This is a genomic window from Streptomyces sp. NPDC039465 (genome assembly GCF_055639315.1).
In genome coordinates this window covers 710,033-736,069 of record NZ_JBVKAP010000003.1, presented here as the reverse complement: position 1 = coordinate 736,069, position 26,037 = coordinate 710,033, and the positions used below count along the sequence as shown (strand labels likewise).

Genomic DNA, 26,037 nt, shown 5'->3' with positions numbered 1-26,037 from the left:
CGCGCCGCGCGTCGGGACGAATGCGGCATACACGACATCCGGGCTCGGGCGCCCGCCTGCAGCGCGGAGCAATGTCACCGTGCACCCCGCCCCCCGCCCCCCACCCCGCAGCAGTGTCACCGTGCACGTGCGGGACAACAGGTGCAGGACAATGAGATCGAACCCACCGCTCTTCGAGACCAAGGGGACTGATTGCCATGGGACGGGTCACCGAGCGTCGGCGCACCCTGCGGATCCGGGGCGCGGCTGTGTCCGCCCGCCCCGACACGCTGGTCGCCGAGGAGCCGCTGGAGATCCGGCTCAACGGCCGCCCGCTGGCGATCACCATGCGGACGCCGGGCGACGACTTCGCGCTGGCCGCCGGGTTCCTGGTCAGCGAGGGCGTGCTGGGCGCCGCGTCGGACGTACGGAACATCGTGTACTGCGCCGGCGCCAAGGACGACGGCACCAACACCTACAACGTGGTGGACGTGCAGCTCGCGCCCGGGGTGCCCGTGCCCGACATCACCCTGGAGCGGAACGTCTACACGACGTCGTCGTGCGGGCTGTGCGGCAAGGCCAGCCTGGACGCCGTACGCACCACCGCGCGCTTCCCGATCGCCGACACTCCCCCGGTGCGGGTGACCCCCGACCTGCTCGCCGGGCTTCCCGATCGGCTGCGGGCGGCACAGCGGGTCTTCGACCGGACCGGAGGGCTGCATGCGGCCGCGCTGTTCTCCGAGTCGGGTGAGCTGCTGGACGTACGGGAGGACGTGGGCCGGCACAACGCCGTGGACAAGCTGGTCGGGCGGGCGCTGCGGGAGGACCGGCTGCCGCTGGAGCGGGCGGTGCTGCTGGTGTCGGGCCGGGCGTCGTTCGAGCTGGCGCAGAAGGCGGTGATGGCGGGCATTCCGGTGCTCGCGGCGGTGTCGGCGCCGTCGTCGCTCGCGGTGGATCTGGCCTTGGAGACGGGCCTGACGCTGGTCGGTTTTCTGCGCGGCCCGGACATGAACGTGTACGCGGGTGAGCACCGGATAGCCCTCGGGGCCGCGGTCTCGGCGGACTGAGGCGGGCTCAGACCGGCGGAGACGGGCTGAGGCGGGGGCTTACCCGGCGGGCGGGTCGATCAGCTGGAGGGCGAGCGCGGCCGGGGGTTGCGCGATGCCGGGGCCGCCCGCGGCGGTCCAGGCGAGGATGTCGTCGAGGACGTCGTCGTCGAGGGTGAAGCCGATCCAGGCCGCGCGGGCTCCCTTGCGTCGGCCTTCGGTCGAGGGCTGGACCACGATCACGTTGGCCTGCGCGCACGGGCCGAGGCAGTCGCTCGTACGCACCTGAAGCCGTCCGCCGGAGGCGGCCGCGGCCTCGCGCAGCCGGGCGAGCTGACCGGCGTGGTCGGTACCAGGGTGCTTGCGCGCGTCGCCGCAGCAGCAGCCCCGGCAGACGACGAGGGTGCAGGGGCGGGAGGCGCCCGGGCGTATCCAGGTGTGGCCGGTTCGGCGGCCGGCGTCTAGGGACATACGGTCACTCTAGGGGCCCGGATGATCTTGCCCCCGCGGCGGGAGCCCTCCCCGGTCCCGGCAGGGGTCAATTTCCGGCCGGGACGGTGTCCCGGGCCTCGGCCGGCGCGTTCGCGTTCGCGTCGCCCACGTCGCGGGAGCGGCGCGCGGCGATCACCACGCAGACCATCAGCTGCATCTGGTGGAAGAGCATCAGGGGGAGGACGGCCAGCGCGGCCTGGGCCCCGAACAGCACGCTCGCCATCGGCAGACCGGCCGCGAGGCTCTTCTTCGACCCGGCGAACTGAATCGCGATGCGGTCCTCCCGGCTGAAGCCAAGGCGACCGGACCCGTACCAGGTGAGCCCCAGCATCACGGCGAGCAGCACTGCCTCGACCGCGAGCAGCGCGGCGAGACGGCCGGGGGTGACCTGCTGCCAGATGCCCGCGACCATGCCCTGACTGAAGGCGGTGTAGACGACGAGCAGGATCGAGCCGCGGTCGACGTAACCGAGGACCTTCTTGTGCCGCAGCAGGAAGCCGCTCACCCAGCGCCGCAGCAGCTGTCCCGCGAGGAACGGCACGAGCAGCTGGAGCACGATCTTCAGCAGGGAGTCGGCGGAGAAGCCTCCGGCGCTGCCGCCGATGAGCAGCGCGGCGAGGAGCGGGGTGAGCACGATCCCGGCGAGGCTGGAGAAGGAGCCGGCGCAGATGGCTGCGGCGACGTTGCCGCGGGCGAGCGAGGTGAACGCGATGGAGGACTGGATCGTCGAGGGGACCAGGCACAGGAAGAGCAGCCCGCCGTACAGGGCGGGGGTGAGGATGGCCGGTACGAGTCCGCGGGCGGCGAGGCCGAGCAGCGGGAAGATGACGAAGGTGCAGGCGAGCACGGTCAGGTGGAGCCGCCAGTGGGTGAGCCCGTCCAGTGCGTCGCGGGTGGAGAGTCGGGCGCCGTAGAGGAAGAAGAGCAGCGCGATCGCCCCGGTGGAGGCCGATCCGACCATGTCGGCGGCGGCTCCGGAGGCCGGGAGCAGGGCCGCGACGCCGACCGTACCCAGGAGGAGCAGGACGTACGGGTCGATGGGCAGCCAGGCTGGCAGGAGGGTGGTGCGGCGGCTCATGGGCGGCGGGGGCTCCTCTGGGGTGTGTACGGCGTCTGGGCGGCTTGCGAAAGGGATGGCGGCGGTACGGGGCCGTGGACGCGGGCCGCGCCTGGGGCGTCGGCGCGACTGAGGAGCCGCTGCCGCCGACCGTTCCCTCCCATCGTGCTCGCTGCCCGAGCAATCGGGAATCCCGTACACCACTCTTACTGCGATCGTGATCCGCAATAACATGAGGGTGTGTACGACCCGACGCAGCTGCGGACCTTCCTCGCCGTCGCCCAGACGCTGAGCTTCACGCGGGCGGCGCGCCGTCTGGGGCTGCGCCAGTCGACGGTCAGCCAGCATGTGCGGCGGCTGGAGGAGGCGACCGGCCGCCAGCTGTTCAGCCGCGACACGCACAGCGTCGATCTCACCGAGGACGGCGAGGCGATGCTCGGTTTCGCGCGGACGATCCTCCAGGCCCATGAACGGGCGGCGGCCTTCTTCACCGGGACCCGGCTGGCGGGCCGGCTGCGGTTCGGCGCGTCCGAGGACTTCGTGGTCACCCGCCTCCCGGAGGTCCTTGAGGCGTTCCGGCGCGATCACCCCGAGGTCGATCTGGAGCTGACGGTCGAGCTCTCCGGCACGCTGCACTCGCAGCTGGAGGCGGGACGTCTCGATCTGATCCTGGCGAAGCGCCCCGCCGGGGACAGCCGGGGCGAGCTGGTCTGGCAGTCGGCGCTCACCTGGATCGGGGCGCCCCGGCTGCGTCTTGACCCGGACCGTCCGGTGCCGCTGATCGTCTTCCCGGCCCCGGGGATCACCCGGGCCCGCGCTCTGGAGGCGCTGGAGGCGCAGGGCCGGGCATGGCGGATCGCCTGTACGAGCTCCAGTCTGAGCGGTCTGATCGCGGCGGCCCGCGCGGGCCTGGGCGTCATGGCGCATACGCGCGGTCTGATCCCGCCGGGCCTCACCCCCGTGCCGGCCCGCGCGGGTCTGCCGGAGCTCGGGGGCGTCGACTTCGTCGTACGGCAGGCGGAGCATCCGCGGGGCGCGCGGGAGGCGGCGGACGCGCTGGCCTCGGCGATCCTCGCGAGCGGTGACCGGCTGCGCGGTCCGGCGGCGGGGGACTGAAGGATCTGCGCCGTGACCGCACGTTACGGATTCGGTGGAGATTCCACCCGTCCACTACTTACCCGTGAGTCAGTAGCGCGGCTCCGATCTCTCCCCACCATCCCTCCCTCCTCCGGGCCGAACGCCGCTCCCCCGGTCTGACCTGTGACGTTGTCAGTTGTCCGGACATTGTGAAGGCCCTCCCGCCGGGCCCGGGGGTGGGGTACCGTCACCGGCGCTGTGCGGAGCGCCACCAAGGAGCAAGTCATTGCGCGAGTTCACTGCGCCGCCCGTGGAGGCGGCGCCTCAGGTCGGGGGCCTGGCGGACGCCGTGTTCGACCATGCCCAGAACGCTCCGGACCGGGTCGCCCTCGGCCGTAAGGATGCCGCCGGACACTGGCGGGACGTGACGGCGCGGGAGTTCCGTGACGAGGTCCTCGCGCTGGCCAGGGGGCTGATCGCGCACGGCGTACGGTTCGGCGACCGGGTCGCCGTGATGTCCCGTACGCGCTACGAGTGGACGCTCTTCGACTTCGCGCTGTGGACGGTCGGCGCGCAGCCGGTGCCGGTGTATCCGACGTCCTCCGCCGAGCAGGTGTTCTGGATGCTGCACGACGCCGAGGTGACCGCGTGCGTGGTGGAACACGAGGACCATGCGATGACGATCGGCTCGGTGGTGGACCGGCTGCCGCGGCTGAAGCGGCTGTGGCAGTTGGACGCGGGTGCGGTGGCGAAGCTGGTGGCGGCGGGCGCGGCGGTCGACGAGGACGTGGTGCACCGGCATCGGCGGGCGGTGACGCCGGAGTCGGTGGCGACCGTGATCTACACGTCGGGGACGACGGGCCGCCCCAAGGGCTGTGTCATTACACACTCCAATTTCATGTTCGAGTCGGATGTGCTGACGGGGCGCTGGGAGCCGGTGTTCCACTGCAAGCCCGGTGATGAGCCGTCGACGCTGCTGTTCCTGCCGCTCGCGCATGTCTTCGGGCGGATGGTGGAGGTGGCGGCGATCCGCAGCGGGGTGAAGATCGGCCATCAGCCCGTCCTCGCGGCGAGTGCCCTGCTGCCCGATCTGGCCGCGTTCCGGCCGACGTTCATCCTGGCGGTGCCGTACATCTTCGAGAAGGTCTTCCACGCGGCGCGGCGCAGGGCCGAGAGGGAGGGCAGGGTCGGACCGTTCGACAAGGCGGTCGAGGTGGCGGTGCGCTACGCGGAGGCCTTGGAGCAGCGGGCGTTCGGCCTGGGGCCCGGGCCGTCGGCGCCGCTGCGGGTGCAGCACCAGTTTTTCGAGAAGCTCGTGTACGGGAAGGTGCGCGAGGCGATGGGCGGCAGGGTCCGGCACGCGATGTCGGGCGGTTCGGGGATGGACCGGCGGCTCGGGCTTTTCTTCGAGGGCGCGGGGGTGACGGTCTACGAGGGTTACGGGCTGACGGAGTCGTCGGCGGCGGCGACGGCGAACCCGCCGGAGCAGACGAAGTACGGCACGGTCGGGCAGCCGATCCCGGGGACGACGGTGCACATCGCCGAGGACGGGGAGGTGTGGCTGCGGGGCCCGCACATCTTCTCCGGCTATCTGAACGATCCGCAGTCCACCGGGGCGGTGCTCCGGGACGGCTGGCTGGCCACCGGGGATCTTGGCGCGCTCGACGAGGACGGCTATCTGACGATCACCGGGCGGAAGAAGGAGATCCTGGTGACCTCGGGCGGCAAGAGTGTGTCGCCGGCGGGTCTGGAGGAGCGGGTGCGGGCGCATCCGCTGGTGGCGCAGTGCATCGTCGTCGGCAACGACCGGCCGTACATCGCCGCGTTGGTGACGGTGGATCAGGAGGCGGTCGAGCACTGGCTCGCGATGCAGAACCGGCCGCCGCTGCCGGCCGCCGAGCTGGTGCGGGATCCGGCCCTGGAGACGGAGATACGGCGGGCGGTGGTGGCGGCCAACACGGCGGTGTCGCAGACGGAGTCGATCCGTACGTTCCGGATCCTGGCGCATCCGTTCAGCGAGGAGCACGGGCTGCTGACGCCGTCGCTGAAGCTGAAGCGGAAGGCGATCGAGGCGGCGTACGCGGCGGAAGTGAACGCGCTCTACGGCTGACGGGCGGGGCACCCGGGGAGCGACCGGCGCGCCCGAGATCCATACTGACGCCTCATCAATTGATGCTGCGTCAGTTATTGACGGTCGATCAGCCCCACCGCACAATTCGGGTCACTTGACGGAGGGACCCACCGTGTTGCGATCGATCCGCACCCTCGCCGCGGCCACCGCCGCCCTGCTTCTCGCCACCGCGTGCAACTCCGCCTCCACCGGCGGCAGTCCGGGCGAGGGCCCCGGCTCCGCCACCCGGGGAGTGAGCGCCACGTCCATCAAGGTCGGCGGCATCGTCTCCATGACCACCGCCAGCGGCTACTCCAAGAAGGACACCGACCTCGGCGCCCGGGCCCGCTACGACCGCGCCAACGCGGAAGGCGGCGTCCACGGGGGGAAGATCGAGTATCTGGGCGCCGAGGACGACGGTCAGGATCCGGCCAAGAACCTCGCCGCCGCGCGCAAACTGGTCCAGCAGGACAAGGTCTTCGCCGTCTCCCCGATGAGCTCGGTCACCTTCACCGGCGCCGACTTCCTCGACCAGCAGAAGGTGCCGACGATCGGCTGGGGCACCCTGCCGTCCTTCTGCGGCCCCGCCCACCTCTACGGATTCAACGGCTGCCTGGTCCCCATGCCCGGCGGCACCCTCAACCAGACCTGGCCCGAAGGCCTCGGCGCCGTCCTCGGCGGCGCGAAGGGCAAGTCGGTCGCACTGATCGCCACCGACAACGACGCCGGGAAGTTCGGCATCCGTACGTTCACCCGCGGCTTCACCGCGGCCGGGTTCACCGTCTCGTACGCCAAGGCCGTCGTCCCGGCCGCCTCGACCCCGAACGACTGGTCCGCGTACACCAAGGAGATCCTGCGCTCCCACGGTGGCAAGGCGCCCGACGCGGTGGTCTCCGTGATGCAGACCCCGTACAACATCGGCCTGTTCACCGCACTCAAGCGGGCCGGCTACCGCGGGGTGATCTCCGATCCGACCGACTACGACCCGGGGCTGCTCGCCAAGGACACGACGCGGCAGGCGCTGGACGGTGTGCATGTGTTGTTGCAATTTCAGCCGTTCGAGTCGGACACACCGGCGATGAGGCAGTTCAAGGAGGACATCCGGAAGGCCTCGGGCGGCAAGGACGTGCCGCTCAACATGCACATGGTGACCGGATACATGTCCGCCGACCTCTTCCTCTCCCTCGCCGAGAAGGCCGGCAAGGACCTGAGCGTCGACTCCTTCCAGCAGGCCGCCGCCTCCTTCTCCGACACCGGCACGCTGGTGGGCGACCGTGCCCTGCCCAAGGGGCGCAAGGAGAGCTTCGGCTGCGGGGCGCTCGTCCAGCTCAAGGACGGGCGGTACGAGGTGTCCGTGCCGTTCCGGTGCTACCCGCCGATCCCGTTCGACTGACGGCCCCGGCAATCCGGCATTCGGCATGGGTGACCTGCTGGGATTCGTACTGAGCGGACTGGTCTCGGGCGCGCTGTACGCCCTGCTCGCGACGGGACTCGTCCTGTCGTACTCCGCCTCCGGGCTCTTCAACTTCGCGCACGGCGCCACCGCCTACCTCTGCGCGCTCGCCTTCTACGAGCTGCACTCCGGCTTCGGCTGGCCGGCCGTGCCCACGGCGCTGCTGCTGGTGTGCGTCGTGGCCCCAGGGATCGGCTGGGGCCTGGACCGGCTGATGTTCCGCAAGCTGGCGCGGGTCGGTGAGACCGCGCAGATCGTGGCCACGATCGGGCTGCTGGTCGCGCTGCCGGCCGGGGGGCTGTGGGTGGTGGAGCTGCTGGCCGACGCGGGCGCGCCGGTGGTGCCCGCGGAGAACCAGTTCGGGCTGCCGGGCGTCGGGCCGAGCCCCGCCGTGTCCTGGCAGCCGCTGGACGGTGTCGGCATCGACTCCGACCAGCTGATCACGTGGGGCGTGACGGCGGTGGCGGCGGTGGCGCTGTGGGTGCTCATGCGCCACACGCGCCTCGGGTTGCGGCTGCGGGCGGCCGTCGACAACCGCGGCCTCGTCGAGCTGCGGGGCATCAGCGCCGACCGGCTCTCGTCGATCGCGTGGATGCTGTCGTCGGGGCTCGCGGGTCTGGCGGGTGTGCTCGCCACGCCGCTGCTGGGCCTCTCCGCGCACGACTACACGCTGTTCCTGTTCGTGTCGGCGACGGCCGCCGTGCTGGGGCGGTTCGTGTCGGTGCCGCTCGCCTTCGCGGGCGGCCTCGCGCTCGGGGTGCTGCAGAACCTGGTCGCCGGGTACGCGACCTTCGCGGAGGGCATCACCGGCTTCCGCACGGCGGTACCGTTCCTGATCCTCTTCACCGGTCTGCTGATCCGGGCGCGCCGAGGACGGGCGGCGGGGACGGCCACGGCGGAGGCCCCGCCGGTGGACCACCTGGCGGGTGCGACCTGGGCGCGCCGGTGGGCGCCGTGGCTGGCGGCGGCGGCAGTGCTGTGCGTCGCCTTCTACACCGTCACGACACCTTTCTGGAGCGGGATCCTCACCCAAGGGCTCGCGATCTCCCTCGTGTTCGTGTCGTTCACGGTGGTGACCGGGCTCGGGGCGATGGTCTCCCTCGCCCAGGCCACCTTCGTGACGGGGGCGGCGCTGGTCGCCGGGCTGCTGATGAGCCACGGCTGGCCGTTCGTCCTCGCCCTGGCCGTCGGGACCGGTGTCGCCGCGCTGCTCGGCGCGGTGGTGGCGCTGCCCGCGCTGCGTCTTGGCGGCCGGTCGCTGGCGCTGGCGACGCTGGCCCTGGCCTTCCTGGCCGATCAGGTCCTCTTCCAGTTCCGGTGGCTGCGCAACGGCGACACCGGCTGGGAGATCCCGCGCCCGGTGATCGGGCCGCTCGACCTCACGGACGACCGGGCGATGGGGGTCGCGCTCGTGGTGCTGTGTACGGTCACCGTGTACGCGCTGACGCGGCTGCGCCACTCCGCCCGGGGACGGGCGATGCTGGCCGTACGGTCGGCCCCCGAGGCGGCACTCGCCTCCGGTGTCTCGGTCGTGCGGACGAAACTCCTCCTCTTCACCGTCTCGGCCGGCCTGGCGGGCTTCGGCGGCGTCATGTACGCCTCGTACAACACCCGTGTCACGGCGACGGACTTCACTGCGATGACGGGGCTGATCTGGCTGGCGGTCGTGGTCGCGGCGGGGGTACGGCGGCCGCAGTACGCGGTGGTCGCCGGCCTGGTCTTCGCGCTGGCCCCGCATCTGCTGTCGCAGTACGTCACCGAGTCCGCGCATCTTCCGGTGATCCTGTTCGGTCTGGCGGGCCTGGCGCTGGCCAACGATCCGGACGGCTACTGCGCGGCGATCCCGCTGCGGCGGTACGCGCGCAGACAGGCGGGCGGGCCCGCGGGCGGGCGGCCGGTACGGGAGCCGGGGCCCGGGTCGGCGTCGGCGTCGGCGTCGGCGTCGGCGTCGGCGCATGGGAAGGAGCCGAGGGCGGCGGAAACGGGGGCGGTCGCGTGCGACGGCACCGCGCTGCGACTGGACGGCGTGCACGCCGGTTACGGCACCGCACCCGTACTGCACGGTGTCGACCTCGCCGTACGGCCCGGGGAGATCCTCGCCCTGCTCGGCCCCAACGGGGCGGGAAAGTCGACGACATGCCGCGTCGCGGCCGGGCTGCTCCGCCCTCGGCGGGGTGAGCTCCGGGTCGGCGGGCGCGAGGTGTCGCGGGAGGGGGCGGTGGGGCGGGCGCGGCGCGGGGTGCTGCTGGCGCCGGAAGGGCGGGGCATCTTCCCGGGGTTGACCATCGAGGAGAACCTGCTGCTCCAGCTCGCCGACCGGGACGCCCGTGACGCGGTCTACGACCGGTTCGGGGCCTTGGCCCGGCGCCGGAACGTGGCCGCCGGTTCGCTGTCCGGGGGCGAGCAGCAGCTGCTGGCTCTCGCGCCGCTGCTGCAACGCCCGCCCGCGGTGCTGGTGGCCGACGAGCCGTCGCTCGGGCTCGCGCCGCGCGTGGTGGACGACGTCTTCACCCTCCTCCTTGAGTTGCGCGCCAATGGCACCGCGCTGCTGCTCGTCGAGGAGAAGGCCGCCGAGGTCCTCGGCATCGCGGACACGGTCGCCTATCTGGCGCAGGGCGTCGTCTCGTGGTGCGGGCCGCGCGCGGAGGTGGAGACGGACCGGCTGACGGAGGCCTATCTGGGTCTCTCGCAGGGGAGGCGCCGATGAGCGGGTACGCGCTGGAGACCTCCGGGGTCGGGGTCCGCTTCGGCGGGGTGCGGGCCCTGTGGGACGTACGGATAGGGGTGCGGCCGGGCGAGGTGTGCGGGCTGATCGGGCCCAACGGGGCGGGCAAGACGACACTGTTCGACGTGGTGTCGGGGATCCGGCGGCCCGACGAGGGCCGGGTGTTGCTCGACGGCCGTGACGTCACCCGCCGTTCGCCGGTGTGGCGGGCTCGGCACGGGCTGCGCCGCACCTTCCAACGGCAGCAGCTCTTCGGGCAGTTGACGGTCGAGGACAATCTCGTCGTCGCGCAGGAGTGGCGCCGGGGCAGTACCCGCGAGCACCGGGCGCGGGCGGCGTCGGTGCTGCGGGAATGCGGCCTGGAGGACCTCACGGGCGCGTACGCCGGGGCACTGCCGGTGGGCCAGGCCAGGATGGTGGAGCTGGCCCGTGCGCTGGCCGATCCGCCCCGGGTGCTGCTCCTGGACGAACCGGCGTCGGGCATGACGGCGCGGGAGCGCGGGCAGCTGGCGGAGGTGGTACGTCACATGGCGGACGAGGAAGACTGCGCGGTCCTCCTCGTCGAGCACAATGTGACATTCGTGATGGAGCTGTGCGCCCGGGTGGTGGTGCTGGACCTGGGCGAGGTCCTCGCGGCCGGCACGCCCGGCGAGGTGCGCGCGGATCCGAGGGTCCGCGACGCGTACCTCGGCACGCGGACGTCCCGGGACGGGCATGGACGTGCGTCGGGCAGGGTGATCGTCGACCATGGTGACGTACACCTGACGGACGTGCCCACGGACGTGCCCGACGACCAGTGAAGGATCGAAAGCCCGTGACGAAGGTCCCCTCCATCACTCTCAACAACGGCGTCACCATGCCCCAGCTCGGCTTCGGTGTCTGGCAGGTCCCCGACGACGAGGCGGAGCGGGCCGTGGCCACGGCCCTGGAGGCCGGGTACCGCTCGATCGACACCGCGGCCGCCTACGAGAACGAGCGGGGCACCGGCCGGGCGGTCACCGGCTCGGGGATCCCCCGTGACGAGCTCTTCGTCACCACCAAGCTCTGGAACAGCGACCACGGCTTCGACTCGACCCTGCGCGCCTTCGACGCGTCCCTGGACCGGCTGGGTCTCGACTACGTCGATCTATATCTGATCCACTGGCCGGTGCCGTCGCGGGACGCGTTCGTCGACACGTACAAGGCGTTCGAGAAGATCTACGCGGAGGGGCGGGCGCGGGCGATCGGTGTCTCCAACTTCCTTCCCCAGCACCTGGACCGGCTCGTCGCCGAGACGTCCGTCGAGCCGGCCGTCAACCAGATCGAGCTGCACCCGCAGTTCCAGCAGGCCGAGTCCCGTGCCGCACACTCCCGTTACGGGATCGCCACCGAGGCCTGGTCGCCGCTCGGGCAGGGGCGCGGCCTGCTGGAAGTGCCGACGGTCGTGGCGGTCGCCCGCAAGCACGAGCGGACCCCGGCCCAGGTGGTGCTGCGCTGGCATCTGCAGCTGGGAAACGTGACGATCCCCAAGTCGGTGACACCGTCCCGGATCCGGGAGAACCTCGACATCTTCGACTTCACGCTCGACGAGGACGACATGGCGGCCTTCGCCGCGCTGGACGAGGGCCGGCGGCTCGGCCCGGACCCGGAGGACTTCCGGTGAGCCGGGTCAGACCGTGAGGACGATCTTGCCGCGGGTCCGGCCGGTCTCGCCGAGCTCGTGGGCCTTCGCCGCCTCGGCGAGCGGCAGGACGGTGTCGACCTCGACACGCAGTTTGCCCTGCTCGACCAGCGCGGTCAGGGCGCGCAGGCCCGCGTAGTCCGGTTCGACGAGGGTGAAGCCGGGCACGCCGTCGACCGGGGCGGTGAGGGGGACGAGCGTTCCGCCCTCGCGCAGGACGGCCTGGGAGCGGGCGGTGTAGTCGCCGCCGATGGTGTCGAGGACGGTGTCCACGTCCCGTACGGTTTCGGTGAAGTCGGTGGTCGTGTAGTCGATCAGCTCGTCGGCGCCGAGCTCGCGCAGGAAGGCGTGCTTGGGGGCGCTCGCGGTGCCGATGACGTGGGCGCCGTGGGCCTTGGCGATCTGGACGGCGAGGTGGCCGACGCCGCCCGCGGCGGCGTGGATCAGGACGCGGTGGCCGGGGCGCAGCTGGGCGGTCTCGACGAGGGACTGCCAGGCGGTGAGTCCGGCCAGCGGCAGGGCCGCCGCGTGGATGTGGTCAAGGCCGGCCGGCTTGGGGACGAAGTGGCGGGCGGGGCCGGTGACGTACTCGGCGTAGGCGCCGGCCTGGCGGGGGAAGTCGGGCATGCCGAGCACTTCGTCGCCGGGGCGGTACAACGTGACACCGAGGCCGACGGCCTCCACCACTCCGGAGACGTCGTAGCCGAGGACGGGCGTCTCGTCCCACTGGCCGAAGCCGCCGGTGGCGCGGGACTTCCAGTCGACGGGGTTGACGCCCGCGGCGTGGACACGGACCAGGATCTCGGTGGGGCCGGGCTCGGGGCGGGCGAGGCGGACCTCGGTGAGGACCTCCGGGCCGCCCCATTCGGGGGTGCTGATGGCGCGCATGGTGGCGGTCGCGGCGTTGCTGGTCATCGGGGTGTGTGCCCTTTCACATGGTGGGGTTTCACAGGGTGCGGTGATGTCCTCAGCCTCTGCCAGGACCGGGCCCCCGGGTACTGGCCCGATGGCCATGATGTGACAGGATCTGGCCATGGATCGTGATGGCAGACATCGGGTGGTCGTCCTCGCCCTCGACGGGGTGATGCCCTTCGAACTGGGGATCCCCACGCGGATCTTCGACTGCGCGCGGGACCGGGACGGCTCGCCGCTGTACGACGTACGGGTGTGTACGCCGGACGGCGCCCCGGTCCGTACCGACGCGGGCTTCTCGGTCACCGTCGAGCACGGTCCCGAGGCGCTGGAGGAGGCCGACACCGTCGTCGTACCGCCCGCGCATGCGCTGCGGCAGCAGGCTGAGGAGGGGCTGCTTGGCCGGGAGCTGACGGCCGCGCTGGCCCGGATCCGGCCCGGCGCGCGGATCGTGTCCATCTGTACGGGGGCGTACGCTCTGGCGGCCGCCGGGCTCCTCGACGGGCGCCGCGCGACGACGCACTGGTTCGAGGCGGACCACTTCCGGGCGCTCTTCCCGCGTGTCGACGTCGACGCCGAGGTGCTGTTCGTCGACGACGGGGACGTCCTGACGTCGGCGGGCGCCGCCGCGGGCGTCGACCTGTGTCTGCATCTGGTGCGCCGCGACCACGGCAGTGCCGTCGCCAACCGGGTCGCCCGGCTGTGTGTCGTACCGCCGTGGCGGGAGGGCGGGCAGGCGCAGTTCATCGAACGGCCGGTGCCCGAGCCGTCAGTGGCCACGACCGCGCCGACGCGCGCGTGGGCGCTGGAACGCCTGGAGCGGCCGCTGACCTTGGCGGAGCTGGCCGGGCACGCGCGGATGAGCGTACGGACGTTCACGCGCCGCTTCCGGGACGAGTCGGGTCTCACGCCCGGGCAGTGGCTCACGGCTCAACGCGTCGAGCTGGCCAAGCAGTTGCTGGAGACGAGCGATCTTCCGGTCGACCACATCGCCGACCGGGCCGGTTTCGGCAGCGGCAACTCCCTGCGTCAGCACATGCGCAGCATGGTCGGGGTCTCCCCGGCCGCCTACCGGCGCACGTTCCAGACCATGTCGACCATGTCACACCGTACGAGGTCACACCGTACGAGCAAGGAGCACAGCCGGTGAGCCCGTCCCCCACCCCGTTCCCCGAGGGCGTCTATCGGGTGCGCAATGTCGCGAGTGGGCTGGTCCTGGAGGTCTACAAGGGCGCCAAGGGCAGCGGGGCCCGGGTCCAGCAGGCGGCGGAGAACGGCACGCCGGGCCAGCACTGGCACATCGCGCCGGTGCTGGGCGGCAGCGGGCTGCACCATGTGGTGAACGTGGCCAGCGGCAAGCGGCTCGACGTGGCCAACGCCTCCACGGAGAACGGCGCCGCGGTCCAGCAGTGGAAGGCCAACAACTTCGGCGCCCAGGAGTGGATCATCGAGCAGGACCTCCAGTCCCCGGGGACGGTGGCTCTGGTCAGCTTCATCAGCGGGCTGCTGCTGGAGGTCGCCGACGGTTCGACGGAGGACGGCGGGGCCGTGCGGCAGTGGGAGGACACGGACTCCCCCGCGCAGTGGTGGCGGCTGGAGCCCGTGTCCTAGGGGCGTGTTTCGAAAGTCCCGTCTGGCTGGGAACGCCTGGGGCGGGCCGAGGGGGGCGGCGGTCAGCCGCGCCGGGCGGTGTGGACGGTGTGTGCGGTGGCGTAGTACACGTCGGGGCGCCGGTGCAGGCTCTGCGGGTCCCGCGGGTCGAGCAGCCGGTCCAGGGTGGCCAGGTCGTCGGCGGCGAGCCGGTCCGCGAGGACCGTACGCCGCCGGGTGAACCCGGCGACGACGTGGTCCCGTACGACGGCGGGCAGCGGAGCCGGTACGTCGAGCAGGAACGTCCGGGTGCCGCTCGGTGCGACGCCGGCCGCCGTGAGCAGCGCGCGCCAGTCCTCGGTCTCGTCCGTGTGGCCGGGCAGCTCGGCCCGCATGTCGGTGAACCAGTCGGCGTGGACCGCGTCGAGGCGGGCCTCCAGGCCCGGTCGGCCGATGCCGATGCTCCTGGGCAGATGCCGGGCGGGCAGGCCGCCTTCGACGACGGCGAGCAGCCCGCCGGGGCGCAGCAGCCGGGCGAACGCGCTCAGGGCGGCGCGCTGGTCCCCCAGATGGTGCAGCGAGTTGCCGGCCCAGACAAGGTCGGTCTCGCCCAAGTCGTCGATGGCGCCGGGGAGTTCGGCGTGCCGGACGGAGACGCGGTCGCCGAGGCCGGCTCGCTCGGCGCGGCGCGCGGCAAGCTTGAGGAGGGGCTGCTCCGCGTCGACGGCGACGACCTCGGCGTAGGGGAACGCCTCGGCGAGGAGGCAGGTGAGGACGCCGGGCCCGCTGCCGATGTCGAGGATCCGGCGCACCCCCGCGGCGGGCACGAGGGTGCCGAGCCAGGACGCGGCCTGGGCGTAGAGGGGGTCCTGCAGCTCGGCGCCGGTCTCCAGGAGGGTGCTCAGCTCGTTCCAGTCGATGTGTGTGTCGTCGTGGTGATGGCTCATGGGGTCAGCGTGCTGGTCCGGCCGGTTCGAGGCGAGTTTCGTTGCGGTTTCGGCAACGCGGACGGCCGACCGGGTGCCTCGGCCGGGCGCCTGGAGTGGTGGGCGGCGGTCAGGGACGGGGGGCGGGGCCGCTTGTGCGGTGTTCCTGGGGGCTGATGCCGCGTTCGCGTTTGAAGGCGGCGCTGAGGGCGAACGCGCTGCTGTAGCCGACCTGCCGCGCCACCGACTCGACGGTGGCGTCCGTCTGGCGCAGCAGATCGGCGGCGAGCGCGAGCCGCCAGCCGGTCAGGTACGCCATCGGGGGCTCCCCCACCAGTTCGGTGAAGCGGCGGGCGAGACCGGCGCGGGAGACGCCGGCCTTGGCGGCGAGCGCGGCGACCGTCCAGGGATGGGCCGGATCGTCCTGGAGCAGGCGCAGGGCATGTCCGACCACCGGATCGCCCATGGCGCGGTACCACGCTGGCGCCTTCGCGCCCGGCCGGGAGAACCAGGCGCGCAGCACGGCGATCAGGAGCAGGTCCAGGACCCGGTCGAGGACGACGCTCTGGCCGGGCTCGTCGCGGGAGATCTCCTCGTCGAGGACGGGCATGAGCGGGCAGTTCCACACCTCGGCCGGGATGTGCAGCAGGGGCGGCAGTGCGTCGAGGAGACGCCGGCTGACCTCGCCGTCCATCTGGTAGGTGCCGATGAGCATGGTGTGCGAGCCGTGCGCGGCGTTGCCCCAGGTGCGTACCCCCAGCCGCATGGCCTGCGACAGCGGCTCCCCGCGCAGGGTGGTGCAGGTGCCGCCGGGGCCGATGACGGCCTGCGGCGGAGTGCCGGGGGTGTCGGCGGCGGTGTACGGCTCCGGTCCTCGGGCGATGGCCACGTCGCCGGGGCGCAGCAGGACCGGGTCGCCGTCGTCGGGGACGATCCATGCCTCGCCTTCGGTCACGCACATCAAGCAGAGCGGGGCGCGGTCCTCGATCCGTACCGCCCAGGGTGGCTCCATGACCATACGGAGGAGGAAGGCCCCCTTGGCCCGCGGTCCGTCCAGGAGTCCGGCGAGTGCGTCCATGCGGGAAGCGTAGACGCACGCGTATGCGATTGAGCCTGTGCAGCATGGGAAGTCGTCTTGTCCGCCGCCAGTCTTGTGGCATGACAACGACGACGAACACCAAGCAGAACGCGAACCCCGCGAGGGGCACGGACACCATCGCGACCGTTCTGGTCACCAGCGGCTCGGGCAAGACCGGCCGCCGGGTCACCGAGCGGCTCCAGGCGCGCAATGTGACCGTACGCTCCGGCTCCCGCACGGGCTCGACCGTCTTCGACTGGGAGGCGCCGGAGACCTGGGGGCCGGCCCTGGCCGGGGCGGACGCCGCGTACGTCGCCTACTACCCGGATCTGGCCGCGCCCGGGGCGGTGGAGGCGATGGACGCCTTCGGGAAGCTCGCCGCCGAGCTCGGGGTGCGGCGGCTGGTGCTGCTGTCGGGGCGGGGCGAGCCGGCGGCGGTGCTGGCCGAGGACGCCCTGCGGGCGGCGGCGAGGGGCGCCGAGCTGACGGTCGTACGGGCCTCGTTCTTCGCGCAGAACTTCAACGAGGGCGCGCTGGCGGACGGCGTCCAGGCGGGCGAGATCGCCTTCCCGGCCGGGTCCACCGCGGAGCCGTTCATCGACGCCGACGACCTGGCGGACGTGGTGGTCGCGGCGCTCATGGAGGACGGTCACGCGGGGCTGGTCCATGAGGTGACCGGGCCGCGGCTGGTCACCTTCGACGAGGTGGCCGCCGAGATCTCCCGGGTCTCGGGGCGTCCGGTGGCGTACGTACCGCTGAGCGGCGAGGAGTACGCGGCGATGCTGGAGGAGTACGGGCTGCCGCGGCCCGAGGCGCAGTGGCTGGCGGGGCTGTTCTCGATGCTGCTCGACGGCCACAACGCCTCGGTGACGGACGGGGTGGAGCGGGTGCTCGGCCGGGCCCCGAAGGACTTCGGGTCCTTCGCCGCCGCGGCCTGGCCCCAGGGCTGACCGGCCGGGGCGGGGTCAGTCGGCGCCGTGGCCGGGGGCGGCTTCCTCGACCCGGTGGGCGAGGGCGAAGTCGCGCTCGGTGATGCCGCCGACGTCGTGGCTGTTCACGGAGAGGGCGACGGTGTTGTAGCCGAGGGTCAGGTCGGAGTGGTGGTTGAGCTCCTCCTGGATCTGGGCGACGTGGACGACGAGGGCGGTGGCCGCGAAGTGCGTACCGAGACGGTAGGTGCGGGCGATGCGGTCGCCGTCCAGGCTCCATCCGGGCAGTTCGCGCAGCCGGTCCTCGATCTCCTTCTGTGACAGCGGCTGGGTGGGCATGTCCGGGGCTCCCTCCGGTGAAACGGATATGACGGTACGTCGGGTGTGACATGGCATGGCGTCCATGACGCGGTGTGACATGGCACGGCATCCGTGACGCGGTGTGACATGGCACAACGTCCGTGACCCGTGACGATACGGTCTACGTACCCGCTCTTCGCTCTCCCCATCTGGGCGTCACCCGGCCGGTTCCCCTCCTGGGTTACCGTCTGCCCATGACAACTGTCGCCACCGGCCATGGTGTAGGGCCGCTGCTGCGCGGCTGGCGCGTGCGTCGGCGGCTGAGCCAGTTGGAGCTCGCGCTGCGCGCCGACTCCTCGGCGCGGCACATCTCCTTCGTCGAGACGGGCCGGTCGCGGCCGAGCGAGGAGATGATCCTCAAGCTGGCCGAGCATCTGGAGGTGCCGGTCCGGGAGCGGAACGCCTTGCTGCTCGCGGCCGGTTACGCGCCCCGGTACACGGAGTCGTCCCTGAACGATCCGTCGCTGGAGACGCTCCGCGAGGGGATCGAGACCCTGCTCCAGGGCTACGACCCGTACCCGGCGCTCGTCGTCGACGGCTCGTACACGGTGGTGGCCGCGAACCGGGCCATCGGGATGCTGCTGACGGGGCTGCCGGAGCATCTGCTCACTCCCCCGATGAACTCGATGCGGATCACCCTCCACCCGGAGGGTCTCGCGCCGCGCATCCGGAACCTGCGGGAGTGGCGGGGCCATCTGCTGGCCCAGATGGAGCGCCAGATCGGCCTGGCGCGCTCGGAGCCGCTGCGGGCGCTGTACGACGAGGTCGCCGCCTATCCCCTGCCGGAGACGGGCGGCGACCCGGACGACCGGGAGGACCCGGTGCCGTTCCCCTACTTCGCGCTGCCGCTGCGGATCGAGCACGACAGCCGGGTGCTGTCGTTCGTGTCGTCCATCTCGACGTTCAACACGCCGATGGATGTGACGGTCGCCGAGCTGGCGATCGAGACGCTGCTCCCGGCCGACCAGGCGACGGTGGCGTATCTGCGCTCGGTCAGCGCGTAGCGGCGGCCCGCAGCGCGGACCACTGCAATACGACGAACGCGCCGACGACGGCGGCCTGCGCCGGGATCCAGACCATGCCCACGGCGCTCGGCGAGAGCCAGACGGCGAGGGCGACGACGCTGAGGACCACCCAGACGGCGTTGACGTCCACCACGGCCTTCACGGCCCCGGCGGCGGGCCGCGCCCGCGTGGCGAGAAACCCGACGAACCCGGCGAACACGGCCAGCAGCAGCCCGAGTTGGAGCAGCAGCCCGGCATCCACCCCGAGAAGCTCCCCGAGCGGCTCGGAGGCCACGGCGTAGGCCACTGCGTTGGCCCCGGTGACGACGGCGTCGAGCGCGAGGAAGCGACGCAGCATGGACTGCGGCTCGGTGGTGCGGGAGATTCCGGCGAGCAGGGCGTGCGACATGGCGGATCAGCCTCCGTCAGGGATGAGTTCTCTCCAACCGCCGAAGCCCGCCCGGAGTGCGCCGGGCGGGCCCCGGCGCACCCCACGATGCCGCTGCCGCCGACGGGGGTCGATTACGTCCGAGGTAATGCCGCGGCCGTCGTCCGGGCCGTCTAGACGGGGGCCGGGAGTCCGTACCGTACGTTCGTCAGCTGTTCCGAAAGGTCCCACAGGCGGCGGGCGGTGTCCGGGGAGGAGGCCGCGGGGGCGAGGGGGACGTGGGTGGGGGTGCCGCGGAGTTCGGCAGGGCCGTTGGGGCCGATGAAGTGGCCGCTTTCGGCGTTCGGGGCCGTGGCCGCGTACAGCTGGGGCAGTGCGCCCTGGGGCGGGGACTGGGCGAGCAGGGGGTTGCCGATGCGGCCGAACACCAGCCGCCACAGGGCGATCGGTGCGCTCGTCTGGAGGTTGGTGGCGGTGTAGCCGGGGTGGGCGAGGACGCTGCGCACCCCGCTGCCCGCCTGGGTCAGGCGGCGGTGGAGTTCCCAGCCGAAGACGGCGTTGGCGAACTTGGACTGGTTGTAGAAGGCCATCGGGCCGTAGGTGCGCTCGCCGGAGATGTCGTCGAAGTGGATGCGTCCCTTGCGGTGGTTGATCGAGCTGACCGTCACCACGCGGGGGTCGCGCCCGGCGCTCAACTGGTCGAGCAGGAGTCCGGTGAGGGCGAAGTGGCCGAGGTGGTTGCAGGCGAACTGCAGCTCGTGGCCCTGCGCGCTCAGCGAGCGGGGCGGCGCCATCACGCCGGCGTTGTTGACGAGCACGTCGAGCCGGGGGTGGTCGGCGCGCAACCGGTCGGCGAAGGCGCGTACGGAGTCGAGGTCGGCCAGGTCGAGGTGGCGTACGTCGAGGTCCGCGTCCGCCTGTTCGGCCGTGATCTCCGCGGCCGCGCGGTGGCCCTTCTCCTCGTCGCGTACCGCGAGGATCACCCGCCCGCCGCGGCGGGCGAGCGCGCGGGTGGTCGCCAGGCCGAGGCCGCTGTTGGCGCCGGTGACGACGAACACCCGCTGGGTCTGGTCCGGAATCTGGTCGGCGGTCCAGCGCTGCTGCGATGTCATGTGGCACACACTGCCGATCGTGACACCAAGTGTCAAGACGCTCCTGGGTGCCATGTGAGGCATGGGGTTACCATGTCACGGTGAACTCACGCCCCGAAGTCACGCGTCCCGAAGTCAGCCTGGCGCAGCGCAAACGCCAGCTCGTCTCCAATGAGTTGACCGAGGCCGCGCTGCAGCTGCTGGCACGTAAAGGGTTCGACGGGGTGACCATCGACGAGATCGTGGCCACCGCCGGAGTGTCCAAGCGGACGTTCTTCCGGTATTTCGCGTCCAAGGAGGACGTGGTCGTCCAATTCCTGGCCGAGATGGGCGCGGACATGTGTACGGAACTGGCGGCGCGCCCCGCCGAGGAGAGCCCTTCGGCGGCTCTGCGGCACGCCGTCTCGGTGCCGATCGCCGCCTGTGCCGACCATTTCGACCGGGCGCTGAGCGTCGTTCAGCTGATTCTGCGGACGCCCGCCCTGCACGCGCGGTTCCTGGAGCGGCAGGCGCAGTGGCGTGACGATCTGGCGGCGGAGGTGGCACGCCGCCAGGGGCTCGACGGGGACGGCGATCTGTATCCGCAGCTGGCGGCCGCCATGGCGCTGAGCGCCTTCGACACCGTGCTGCAACGGTGGAGCGGCAGCGCCGGCACCGCGGACCCGGCCGACCTGATCGACCAGGCCTTCGCGGTCATCGCACCGGCGCTCGACGCCGCCGAGCGGCGCGCCTAGCGCGAGGGGGTCAGGCGGCGCTGACGAAGCCGCCGCGGGCGCGGCCGCCAGTGAAGAGCTCGTCCCAGTCGAGGGCGTCCGGCAGCGCGTCGAGCGAGGCGACCACGGCGCCGCCGGCCTGCTGCACGGCGGCGCACCACTCGCTCATGCCGTCGAGCTCCTCCTGGGCGTCCTGCTCGTCCGCCGCGCCGAGCGTCGGCACGATGCACCCCGCCTCACCCGGCCCGTCGACCAGACAGAGGGTCAGGCGCGCGGCTATCTGCCATCCCTCGCAGATGGGCATCCGCCCTTCGGGGGCGTGGAGCGGGGGCAGCGACGCATGGATCGGGGCGGCGCCGAGCAGCAGGATCGGCACAGGACCGAAGACGAATTGCGCGTTCTCGCGAGGCAGGAGCATGGGCTCACTCTGCCATGGGGCCGGATGAGGGGCCCGGCCGGACCGGTCCCTGGGCCGAGGCAGCGCGGTCTCGTACGGCTCGCGGCCCGAACTGACCTGTCTCACTGGGTAGTTCGCCCGTCCCCGCCCGCAGCGCTCGGCCTACACTGCCCGGGGCCTGCAGGGACGGTGGGAGGGACGGCATGGCGCGTGTGGGTGAGCGGGCGAGGATGAGGGCGACCGGGGGTGATCACAAGGTCACCCCGGCCGAGTTGTTCTTCGATCTGGTCTTCGTGTACGCGATTACGCAGGTCACGGCGTTGATGGCGGCGGATCCCGGGCCCATGCGGATCGTCGGGGCGATGGTCGTGCTGGCGCTGCTGTGGTGGTGCTGGTGTTGTTTCGCCTGGCTGGGCAATGTGGTGCGGGCCGATTCCGGGGCCGTGTTCGCGGTGCTGGTCGCCGTCATGACGGTGGTGTTCGTCGTGTCGCTGACGGTGCCGGAGGTCTTCGCCGACCGGCCCGGAGGGCTGCCGGCGGCGTTGGCGTTCGTTGCCTGTTACGGAGTCGTACGGCTGCTGCATCTGGTGTCGTACTGGATGTCCGACCCGGACGACACCGCGCTGCGGCACACCCTGCGGCGGACGGCGCTCTTCTCCGTCGTACCGCCGCTGGTGCTGCTGCTGGCGGGCAGCGCGTTCAACGGGGGCGCGCAGTTGCTGTGGTGGCTGGGGGCCGTGGTCATCGACTACTGCGGGATCTATGTGACCGGTGCGTCGGGGTGGCGCGTGAGATCTCCGGGGCACTTCGCCGAGCGCCACGGGCTCATCGTGATCATCGCGCTGGGTGAGTCGATCGTGGCCATGGGGGTGGGCGTGGCCAGCTTGCCGGTCACCTGGCCGGTCCTGGGCGCGGCCGTCGCCGGGCTGCTGGTCGCGGCGGGGCTGTGGCGGCTGTACTTCCGTCAGGTCGGCGAGGCGGCGGAGCGCCGACTGGAGGAACTGGAGGGGGACGAGCGGACGCGGTTCGCCCGGGACACGTACACGTTCCTGCATCTTCCGCTGGTCGCCGGGGTGGTGCTGAGCGCGCTCGGCCTGAAGAAGGTCCTTCAACAGGTCGCCGACACCGGCCACTACGGGCTCGCCGAGCCGCTGCACGGCCCGGTCGCCTGGGCGCTCTCCGGCGGGATGGGGATCTTCCTGCTCGGCACCGCGGCCATTCTCGCGCGGTCCGGGGGCCGTTGGTCGCCCGCGCTGATCGGCGGCGGGGTCGTGTTCCTCGCGTCGGGCGCGCTCGTCGTACGGATTCCCGCGCTGGCGGCGCTCGGCCTGCTGGCCGTAGCGGTGACCGCGCTGGTGGTGGCGCACGGGCGGATCGCGGCGCGTACGGGCCTGGTCGCGGAGCACACGTAGGGAGAGGCGGCGGTTCGTATCTCTTCCGGCAGCTGCGTACTCGGGTCAGCCGCTCACAGGGCCGCCCTACTGTGGGAGCGACACAGCATCCGTGACCACGAACGGGAGTTCCGTTGACGACTCTGCCCGATCGGCCGAACACCGCGCTGCTCGTCATCGATGTCCAGAACGGGGTGGTGGCCGGGGCCCACGACCGCGACGGCGTGATCGCGAATATCAAGACCCTGGTGGGCAAGGCTCGCGCCGAGGACGTGCCCGTAGTCTGGGTGCAGCATTCCGACGACGAACTCGAGCGGGGCAGCGAGCCCTGGCAGTACGTGCCGGAGCTGGCGGATCGCCGAGCGGCGGACCCTCTCGTCCACAAGACCTACGGTGACTCGTTCGAGGGCACCGCGCTGGAGGCGCTGCTCGCCGAGCGTGGGGTGGGCCGGCTTGTGGTGACGGGTGCCCAGAGCGACATGTGCATACGGTCGACTCTGCACGGGGCCCTGGTCCGCGGGTACGACGTGACGCTGGTCGGCGACGCGCATACGACGCAGGACCTCAGCCAGTACGGCGCGCCGGCCCCGGGCCAGGTGATCGCCCACACCAACCTCTACTGGCGGTGGCAGAGCGCACCCGGACGCCGCGCGGACACCGTCGACACCGCCGACGTGAGTTTCGCCGGCGCGGGCTGAGCCACCCCGCGGCTGAGGCCCGCGCCGCGGCCCGCGCGCCGCACGTTCAGACCGTACGCGCCGCCGGGCGCGGGTCCAGTGGGGTCAGGACGCCGAGGCGGTCCTCGATCGCCTGGGCCGCGGACAGGCACAGGTCCTCGCGGAAGGCGCGGCCGACGATCTGGACTCCGGTCGGGAGGCCTTCGGTCACGCCGGTCGGTACGGCCACGCCAGGGACGCCCACGAAGCTGGTGACCGAGCACAGGCGCATGCCCGACGCGACCCGCTCACGGCCCGCGGCGTCGCGCGACTCCAGGCCCGGCTCGACAGGGGGCTCGGTGAAGACCGGGCCGAGCAGCAGCGGGTAGGTGTCGAGGAATTCGGCCCAGGAGCGGCGGATGTTCAGCCACGTGCCCATCAGCTTCATGAACTCCGCAGGGCTCGCGGGCGGCGTCTGAGCCATGGCCATCTCGATGTAGCGGTCTCCGCCGTCGCCGAGGAGGGTGCGTACCGCCGGCCAGGTCGGGGCGAACTCGGTCACGGTGATCCGGCCGTACGCATCCAGGGCCTCGTCCAGCCGCGGGACGTCGTCCACCTCGCACACGTCGTACCCGGCGTCGCGCAGCGCGTCGGCCGCGGTCGCGACCGCGGCGCGAATCGCGGGGTGGACGCCGTGGCCGCCCGGGTCCGCCACGACCGCGACCTTGATCGGGCCGGGCAGCGGCTCCCCGTACAGGGGCACCGGCAGGGCCCGCGGGTCGCGCGGGTCGGTCCCGGCCAGGACCTCGTACGCCAGGCGCAGGTCGCCCACGCTCCGGGCCAGCGGGCCGTCGGTGACCAGCACCTGGGAGGCGGGTCCGGGGTCCTCCGGGCCGAAGGCGCGGTGGTCGGCGGGAAACCGGCCCGTGGACGGCTTCAGCGCAGCGACCCCGGAGAACTGGGCCGGGATGCGCACCGATCCGCCGGAGTCGTTCCCGAGCCCGAGCGCCGCCATGCCCGTGGCGACGGCCACCCCGTCGCCACCGCTCGTGCCGCCCGGGGTGCGGGCGGGGTCCCAGGGGTTGACCGTGTCACCGAACAGTTCGCTGCGTGTGTGCATCCCCGCGAGGATCAGGGTCGGCATGTTGCTGTGCCCGATGGGGATGGCCCCCGCCGCGCGCAGCCGTGCCACGGGAGGCGCGTCGGCCGGTGCCACCATGTCCCGGAAGCGTTCCACACCGAACGTCGTCGGCACGCCTTCGACGGCGGTGGTCTCCTTCACCGTGAACGGCACGCCCGCGAGCGGCCCCAGCACGTCGCCGGCGGCCCGCCGCCGGTCCGTGTCCGCCGCGGCCTCCCGTGCCCGCTCCGCCAGAAGCTGCGTGACCGCGTTCACCCGCGGGTTGACCTCGGCGATGCGCTCCAGGTGGCTGTCGACCAGTTCGACGGCAGAGACGTCTCCGTCGCGTACCGCCTCCGCCTGGGCGGCGGCCGTCATCTTCCACAGGGCGTCCTGCATGGCGCTCGTCCTTTCCCCTCCACGTACCAATGCGCTTGCATCGGAACCGTACCGTAGAACCGATGCGAGCGCATCGAATAAACTGCGCCGAGAATCCGCGACAGGGCGACACAGCAGCACAGGAAGGCGACGGGCATGCCCAAACAGGTCGATCACGAAGGCCGGCGCCGCCTCATCGCCGAGGCCGTCTGCCGCTTGGCCGACGAACGCGGACTGGAGGGCGTGACCCTGCGCGACGTCGCCGCCCGCGCCCAGGTGTCGATGGGCGCCGTGCAGCGCTGCTTCCACACCAAGGAGGAGATGCTCGTCTTCGCCCTCGGGCATGTCGGCGAGCGGATTGGCGAGCGCGTGCGGGCCCGCCTCGTCAGTAGCCCGGCCCAGTCGGCCGGTACCGCCCTCGGCCACGCGGCCACCGAGATCTCACTGCTCCGGGAGGAGCACCGCGCCCAGGCCAGGGTCTGGCTCGCCTTCGTCGCGCAGGCGGTCGTCAGCGAACCGCTCGCCGCGACCCTGAAGACGAACTACACCGCCCTTGAGCAGACGTTCACCCGCCTCGTCGCGGAAGCCGTCGACGCCGTCGAAGCCGTCACCAAGGCCCCGGAAGCGGAGGGCCGGGCGGCCACCCAGCCACTCGACCCGCGACGCGAGGCGCGCACCCTGCTCGCCCTCGCCGACGGTCTCACCACCCACGTCCTCATCGGCCATCTCGCCCCGCACGAGGCGCACGACGTCCTCCATGCCCACCTCGGGGCGCTCTGGGAGCGGGCGGCCCACTGAGGGGCGCCGGTGCCGGCGCCCCTCGACGGGCATGGCTCAGCGCGGGGACGGGCGGTCTCCGCGGTGAGGTTCGCTCTCCGGCCGGGGCGCGGGCTCGCCGCTCTCCCGGGCAGGGGCCGTGCGGTCCGTGGCGTGCACCTGTTCGCGGGCGGCCTCGGCGCGCAGCAGGGCGTTCATGACGGCGAAGGGGTCGACGGGCATGGCTGTGCTCCTTTGCGGTGGGGGTGGGGCGAGATGCGCTGCGGGAGGTACGGGCCTCTCAGCAGCGCATCACCACGTGCCGCGCGGTGTGGAGCGTGCGGGGGTGTACGGGCCGGGAGTCGTCGGTACGGGGTGGGCCCGTACGGGCCGGGGAGGGGCGGGCGGCGCCGGCCGCGGCTCCGTGAGCACGGCGGGCGCGGGCCGGGGCGGCGGATTCGGTCTCGGCGTCCGAGGCCTCCCCGCCGGGATCGGGTGCGGCGGAGGCCGCGGGGCGCGGGACGGCCGTTCCGGCGGCCACGGCCTGCGCTGAGACCCCGAGGAGGGCGGCGAGGACCAGCAGGGCCACGAGCCCGGTCCGGCGGACCGGGCAGCGGCCCCGGCGCACGCGAGTGCGCGTCTCAGAGACGGGCGTCGGCGCGGAGCTCATGGACATCCCCACTACCCCGCCGCGGACCGGATCCGGCGGCGACGCCCCGGGATCCGCCCGCTCGGCCTACACCCCGAGG

27 protein-coding genes are annotated in these 26,037 nt (G+C 72.4%); 15 read left to right on the top strand and 12 right to left on the bottom strand.

The genetic code is table 11. From position 1 onward, the window contains the following. Positions 1 to 197 precede the first annotated feature (197 nt). On the top strand, positions 198 to 1,046 hold the full coding sequence (fdhD, locus tag ACZ7LT_RS13755; RefSeq protein ID WP_471236204.1) for a formate dehydrogenase accessory sulfurtransferase FdhD: 849 nt from the start codon (positions 198 to 200) through the stop codon (positions 1,044 to 1,046). Positions 1,047 to 1,085: 39 nt separating this feature from the next. On the opposite strand, the gene ACZ7LT_RS13750 is transcribed toward fdhD, so the two are convergent. Both ACZ7LT_RS13750 and ACZ7LT_RS13745 read right to left on the bottom strand, forming a co-directional pair. Further along, positions 1,086 to 1,496, bottom strand: a complete 411-nt coding sequence (locus ACZ7LT_RS13750; RefSeq protein ID WP_471236203.1) for a (2Fe-2S) ferredoxin domain-containing protein — start codon at positions 1,494 to 1,496, stop codon at positions 1,086 to 1,088. 67 nt (positions 1,497 to 1,563) lie between these two features. Then, positions 1,564 to 2,595, bottom strand: coding sequence for a bile acid:sodium symporter family protein (locus ACZ7LT_RS13745; protein WP_471236202.1), 1,032 nt, complete (start codon positions 2,593 to 2,595; stop codon positions 1,564 to 1,566). Between the two features lie 219 nt (positions 2,596 to 2,814). Between ACZ7LT_RS13745 and ACZ7LT_RS13740 the strand changes: the two genes are divergently transcribed. The 6 genes from ACZ7LT_RS13740 (at position 2,815) to ACZ7LT_RS13715 (ending at position 11,581) form a co-directional block, all read left to right on the top strand. Then, a complete protein-coding gene (locus ACZ7LT_RS13740) occupies positions 2,815 to 3,690 on the top strand; it encodes a LysR substrate-binding domain-containing protein (protein WP_471236201.1) in 876 nt (291 codons plus the stop codon). Between the two features lie 247 nt (positions 3,691 to 3,937). Further along, positions 3,938 to 5,761, top strand: a complete 1,824-nt coding sequence (locus tag ACZ7LT_RS13735; protein ID WP_471236200.1) for an AMP-dependent synthetase/ligase — start codon at positions 3,938 to 3,940, stop codon at positions 5,759 to 5,761. A 133-nt stretch (positions 5,762 to 5,894) separates the two neighbouring features. Next, positions 5,895 to 7,154: an ABC transporter substrate-binding protein gene (locus tag ACZ7LT_RS13730; protein WP_471236199.1), complete on the top strand. Its 1,260-nt coding sequence runs from the start codon at positions 5,895 to 5,897 to the stop codon at positions 7,152 to 7,154. 25 nt (positions 7,155 to 7,179) lie between these two features. After that, positions 7,180 to 9,921, top strand: coding sequence for an ABC transporter permease subunit (locus ACZ7LT_RS13725; protein ID WP_471236198.1), 2,742 nt, complete (start codon positions 7,180 to 7,182; stop codon positions 9,919 to 9,921). Then, on the top strand, positions 9,918 to 10,739 hold the full coding sequence (locus ACZ7LT_RS13720; protein WP_471236197.1) for an ABC transporter ATP-binding protein: 822 nt from the start codon (positions 9,918 to 9,920) through the stop codon (positions 10,737 to 10,739). Before ACZ7LT_RS13725 ends, ACZ7LT_RS13720 begins: the two co-directional genes overlap by 4 nt. Positions 10,740 to 10,753: 14 nt before the next feature. Then, positions 10,754 to 11,581 carry an aldo/keto reductase gene (locus ACZ7LT_RS13715; protein ID WP_471236196.1) on the top strand — a complete coding sequence of 276 codons (828 nt, stop codon included), beginning with the start codon at positions 10,754 to 10,756 and terminating at the stop codon, positions 11,579 to 11,581. Between the two features lie 6 nt (positions 11,582 to 11,587). Here the strand turns inward: ACZ7LT_RS13715 and ACZ7LT_RS13710 are convergent, their stop codons facing one another. Beyond that, complete coding sequence (locus tag ACZ7LT_RS13710) at positions 11,588 to 12,514, bottom strand: NADP-dependent oxidoreductase (protein ID WP_471236195.1); 927 nt, start codon at positions 12,512 to 12,514, stop codon at positions 11,588 to 11,590. Positions 12,515 to 12,632: 118 nt separating this feature from the next. On the opposite strand from ACZ7LT_RS13710, the gene ACZ7LT_RS13705 reads away from it, so the two are divergent. Both ACZ7LT_RS13705 and ACZ7LT_RS13700 read left to right on the top strand, forming a co-directional pair. Next, on the top strand, positions 12,633 to 13,661 hold the full coding sequence (locus ACZ7LT_RS13705; protein ID WP_471236194.1) for a GlxA family transcriptional regulator: 1,029 nt from the start codon (positions 12,633 to 12,635) through the stop codon (positions 13,659 to 13,661). Beyond that, complete coding sequence (locus ACZ7LT_RS13700; protein WP_471236193.1) at positions 13,658 to 14,122, top strand: RICIN domain-containing protein; 465 nt, start codon at positions 13,658 to 13,660, stop codon at positions 14,120 to 14,122. The genes ACZ7LT_RS13705 and ACZ7LT_RS13700 overlap by 4 nt, the downstream gene beginning before the upstream one ends. Before the next feature lie 62 nt (positions 14,123 to 14,184). Here ACZ7LT_RS13700 and ACZ7LT_RS13695 read toward each other — a convergent pair whose 3' ends face one another. After that, positions 14,185 to 15,048, bottom strand: coding sequence for a class I SAM-dependent methyltransferase (locus ACZ7LT_RS13695; RefSeq protein ID WP_471236192.1), 864 nt, complete (start codon positions 15,046 to 15,048; stop codon positions 14,185 to 14,187). A gap of 109 nt (positions 15,049 to 15,157) precedes the next feature. Then, complete coding sequence (locus ACZ7LT_RS13690; RefSeq protein WP_471236191.1) at positions 15,158 to 16,105, bottom strand: AraC family transcriptional regulator; 948 nt, start codon at positions 16,103 to 16,105, stop codon at positions 15,158 to 15,160. A gap of 80 nt (positions 16,106 to 16,185) precedes the next feature. On the opposite strand from ACZ7LT_RS13690, the gene ACZ7LT_RS13685 reads away from it, so the two are divergent. Then, complete coding sequence (locus tag ACZ7LT_RS13685; protein ID WP_471236190.1) at positions 16,186 to 17,055, top strand: Rossmann-fold NAD(P)-binding domain-containing protein; 870 nt, start codon at positions 16,186 to 16,188, stop codon at positions 17,053 to 17,055. Between the two features lie 15 nt (positions 17,056 to 17,070). On the opposite strand, the gene ACZ7LT_RS13680 is transcribed toward ACZ7LT_RS13685, so the two are convergent. Then, positions 17,071 to 17,373 (bottom strand): 4a-hydroxytetrahydrobiopterin dehydratase, encoded by a 303-nt coding sequence (locus tag ACZ7LT_RS13680; RefSeq protein WP_471236189.1) that lies wholly within the window; start codon positions 17,371 to 17,373, stop codon positions 17,071 to 17,073. Positions 17,374 to 17,588: 215 nt separating this feature from the next. Between ACZ7LT_RS13680 and ACZ7LT_RS13675 the strand changes: the two genes are divergently transcribed. Then, on the top strand, positions 17,589 to 18,398 hold the full coding sequence (locus ACZ7LT_RS13675) for a helix-turn-helix domain-containing protein (protein ID WP_471236188.1): 810 nt from the start codon (positions 17,589 to 17,591) through the stop codon (positions 18,396 to 18,398). Here the strand turns inward: ACZ7LT_RS13675 and ACZ7LT_RS13670 are convergent. Further along, positions 18,388 to 18,807, bottom strand: a complete 420-nt coding sequence (locus ACZ7LT_RS13670; protein WP_471236187.1) for a hypothetical protein — start codon at positions 18,805 to 18,807, stop codon at positions 18,388 to 18,390. The two genes, ACZ7LT_RS13675 and ACZ7LT_RS13670, sit on opposite strands and share 11 nt — an antisense overlap. Positions 18,808 to 18,959: 152 nt before the next feature. Next, positions 18,960 to 19,898, bottom strand: a complete 939-nt coding sequence (locus tag ACZ7LT_RS13665; RefSeq protein ID WP_471236186.1) for an oxidoreductase — start codon at positions 19,896 to 19,898, stop codon at positions 18,960 to 18,962. 80 nt (positions 19,899 to 19,978) lie between these two features. Between ACZ7LT_RS13665 and ACZ7LT_RS13660 the strand changes: the two genes are divergently transcribed. After that, positions 19,979 to 20,611 (top strand): acyl-CoA-like ligand-binding transcription factor, encoded by a 633-nt coding sequence (locus ACZ7LT_RS13660; RefSeq protein ID WP_471236185.1) that lies wholly within the window; start codon positions 19,979 to 19,981, stop codon positions 20,609 to 20,611. A 10-nt stretch (positions 20,612 to 20,621) separates the two neighbouring features. On the opposite strand, the gene ACZ7LT_RS13655 is transcribed toward ACZ7LT_RS13660, so the two are convergent. Further along, positions 20,622 to 21,008 carry a hypothetical protein gene (locus ACZ7LT_RS13655; RefSeq protein ID WP_471236184.1) on the bottom strand — a complete coding sequence of 129 codons (387 nt, stop codon included), beginning with the start codon at positions 21,006 to 21,008 and terminating at the stop codon, positions 20,622 to 20,624. A gap of 182 nt (positions 21,009 to 21,190) precedes the next feature. On the opposite strand from ACZ7LT_RS13655, the gene ACZ7LT_RS13650 reads away from it, so the two are divergent. Both ACZ7LT_RS13650 and ACZ7LT_RS13645 read left to right on the top strand, forming a co-directional pair. Next, entirely contained in the window at positions 21,191 to 22,399 is a 1,209-nt protein-coding gene (locus ACZ7LT_RS13650) for a low temperature requirement protein A (RefSeq protein ID WP_471236183.1), read from the top strand. 113 nt (positions 22,400 to 22,512) lie between these two features. Continuing rightward, positions 22,513 to 23,076: a cysteine hydrolase family protein gene (locus tag ACZ7LT_RS13645; RefSeq protein ID WP_471236182.1), complete on the top strand. Its 564-nt coding sequence runs from the start codon at positions 22,513 to 22,515 to the stop codon at positions 23,074 to 23,076. A 46-nt stretch (positions 23,077 to 23,122) separates the two neighbouring features. Here the strand turns inward: ACZ7LT_RS13645 and ACZ7LT_RS13640 are convergent, their stop codons facing one another. After that, positions 23,123 to 24,553: an amidase gene (locus tag ACZ7LT_RS13640; RefSeq protein WP_471236181.1), complete on the bottom strand. Its 1,431-nt coding sequence runs from the start codon at positions 24,551 to 24,553 to the stop codon at positions 23,123 to 23,125. A gap of 135 nt (positions 24,554 to 24,688) precedes the next feature. Here ACZ7LT_RS13640 and ACZ7LT_RS13635 point away from each other — a divergent pair, with 135 nt between their 5' ends. Then, positions 24,689 to 25,330: a TetR/AcrR family transcriptional regulator gene (locus ACZ7LT_RS13635; RefSeq protein WP_471236180.1), complete on the top strand. Its 642-nt coding sequence runs from the start codon at positions 24,689 to 24,691 to the stop codon at positions 25,328 to 25,330. A gap of 36 nt (positions 25,331 to 25,366) precedes the next feature. Here ACZ7LT_RS13635 and ACZ7LT_RS13630 read toward each other — a convergent pair whose 3' ends face one another. Both ACZ7LT_RS13630 and ACZ7LT_RS13625 read right to left on the bottom strand, forming a co-directional pair. Further along, positions 25,367 to 25,531, bottom strand: a complete 165-nt coding sequence (locus tag ACZ7LT_RS13630) for a hypothetical protein (protein WP_471236179.1) — start codon at positions 25,529 to 25,531, stop codon at positions 25,367 to 25,369. A 58-nt stretch (positions 25,532 to 25,589) separates the two neighbouring features. Then, positions 25,590 to 25,958 carry a hypothetical protein gene (locus ACZ7LT_RS13625; RefSeq protein WP_471236178.1) on the bottom strand — a complete coding sequence of 123 codons (369 nt, stop codon included), beginning with the start codon at positions 25,956 to 25,958 and terminating at the stop codon, positions 25,590 to 25,592. Positions 25,959 to 26,037 lie beyond the last annotated feature (79 nt).